The 2,227-nt window shown below is 54.0% G+C and carries 2 tRNA genes and 2 rRNA genes; all 4 read left to right on the plus strand.

Features of this window, described 5'->3' with window-relative positions:
- A 16S ribosomal RNA gene (locus ACIQU6_RS44420) occupies positions 1-295 on the plus strand; the annotation flags it as partial.
- 102 nt (positions 296-397) lie between these two features.
- Positions 398-473, plus strand: a tRNA-Ala gene (locus tag ACIQU6_RS44425).
- A gap of 22 nt (positions 474-495) precedes the next feature.
- Positions 496-572: transfer RNA gene (locus tag ACIQU6_RS44430), tRNA-Ile, on the plus strand.
- Between the two features lie 247 nt (positions 573-819).
- Positions 820-2,227 (plus strand): 23S ribosomal RNA (locus ACIQU6_RS44435); the annotation flags it as partial.

Raw genomic sequence — 2,227 nt, forward strand, 5'->3', positions numbered from 1 at the left:
CAGAGGGCTGCAAACCCGCGAGGGCAAGCCAATCCCAGAAACCCTATCTCAGTCCGGATTGGAGTCTGCAACTCGACTCCATGAAGTCGGAATCGCTAGTAATCGCAGATCAGCATTGCTGCGGTGAATACGTTCCCGGGCCTTGTACACACCGCCCGTCACACCATGGGAGTTTGTTGCACCAGAAGCAGGTAGCTTAACCTTCGGGAGGGCGCTTGCCACGGTGTGGCCGATGACTGGGGTGAAGTCGTAACAAGGTAGCCGTATCGGAAGGTGCGGCTGGATCACCTCCTTTAGAGACTAAAGACAGCAAATTGCTCGTCGGACGTCCGCACAAGTGACCTGCACTCAGAGTTCCTCGTCGCCACAGGGTGACGTGGGACCGTCCCGTTTCGATGGGGCTTTAGCTCAGCTGGGAGAGCACCTGCTTTGCAAGCAGGGGGTCGTCGGTTCGATCCCGACAAGCTCCACCACCAGCCAGTCAGTCAGTACATTGGGTCTGTAGCTCAGGTGGTTAGAGCGCACCCCTGATAAGGGTGAGGCCGGTGGTTCGAGTCCTCCCAGACCCACCACCCTGACGGATGAGCGGTAAAACTCTGAATTGCGCACACATAAAGATTTGAAGCATCGAAGGCGTTGAGGCCTACGGTGCGTTCTTTGAAAACTGGAATGTAGCGAGCGTTTTGAGACGGAATGTCCATGACGTGTCGTAGAGGCTAAGGCGAGTGTCGAGAGACACTTTATTAATTGAGTCGTTATATTCGAGTTCGGGCTTTGTACCCCCGAACCCTATGGCTCCGAGGCAACTTGGGGTTATATGGTCAAGCGAATAAGCGCACACGGTGGATGCCTTGGCGGTCAGAGGCGATGAAGGACGTGGCAGCCTGCGAAAAGCGTGGGGGAGCTGGCAACAAGCATTGATCCCGCGATGTCCGAATGGGGAAACCCACCTAGCAATAGGTATCCTGCAGTGAATACATAGCTGCTGGAAGCGAACCCGGAGAACTGAAATATCTAAGTACCCGGAGGAAAAGAAATCAACCGAGATTCCCTAAGTAGTGACGAGCGAACGGGGACTAGCCCTTAAGTTGCATCAGCTTCAGCAAAAGAACCTGGAAAGGTTCGCCGTAGAAGGTGACAGCCCTGTATGCGAAGGGGCTGATGCGATGAAATCGAGTAGGGCGGGGCACGAGAAACCCTGTCTGAATATGGGGGGACCATCCTCCAAGGCTAAATACTCCTGACCGACCGATAGTGAACCAGTACCGTGAGGGAAAGGCGAAAAGAACCCTGGTGAAGGGAGTGAAATAGATCCTGAAACCGTGTGCGTACAAGCAGTAGGAGCCCGCAAGGGTGACTGCGTACCTTTTGTATAATGGGTCAGCGACTTACTGTTCGTGGCAAGCTTAACCGTATAGGGGAGGCGAAGGGAAACCGAGTCTGATAAGGGCGCATAGTCGCGGGCAGTAGACCCGAAACCGGGTGATCTAGTCATGCCCAGGGTGAAGGTTGAGTAACATCAACTGGAGGCCCGAACCCACTCCCGTTGCAAAGGTAGGGGATGAGGTGTGATTAGGAGTGAAAAGCTAATCGAACCCGGAGATAGCTGGTTCTCCTCGAAAGCTATTTAGGTAGCGCCTCGGACGAATACTACTGGGGGTAGAGCACTGTTATGGCTAGGGGGTCATTGCGACTTACCAAACCATGGCAAACTCCGAATACCAGTACGTACTATCCGGGAGACACACGGCGGGTGCTAACGTCCGTCGTGAAAAGGGAAACAACCCAGACCCACAGCTAAGGTCCCAAATTCATCGCTAAGTGGTGAACGATGTGGAAAGGCACAGACAGCCAGGAGGTTGGCTTAGAAGCAGCCACCCTTTAAAGAAAGCGTAATAGCTCACTGGTCGAGTCGGTCTGCGCGGAAGATTTAACGGGGCTAAGCGATGAACCGAAGCTTGGGGTGCATACTTTGTATGCGCGGTAGAGGAGCGTTCCGTAAGCCGATGAAGGTGGATTGAGAAGTCTGCTGGAGGTATCGGAAGTGCGAATGCTGACATGAGTAACGATAATGCGGGTGAAAAGCCCGCACGCCGAAAGCCCAAGGTTTCCTTGCGCAACGTTAATCGACGCAGGGTGAGTCGGCCCCTAAGGCGAGGCAGAAATGCGTAGTCGATGGGAAGCAGGTTAATATTCCTGCACCATTGTTAGATGCGATGGGGGGACG

Origin of the sequence: Streptomyces sp. NPDC090442 (assembly GCF_044769405.1) — a bacterium.
Lineage (GTDB): Bacteria > Actinomycetota > Actinomycetes > Streptomycetales > Streptomycetaceae > Streptomyces.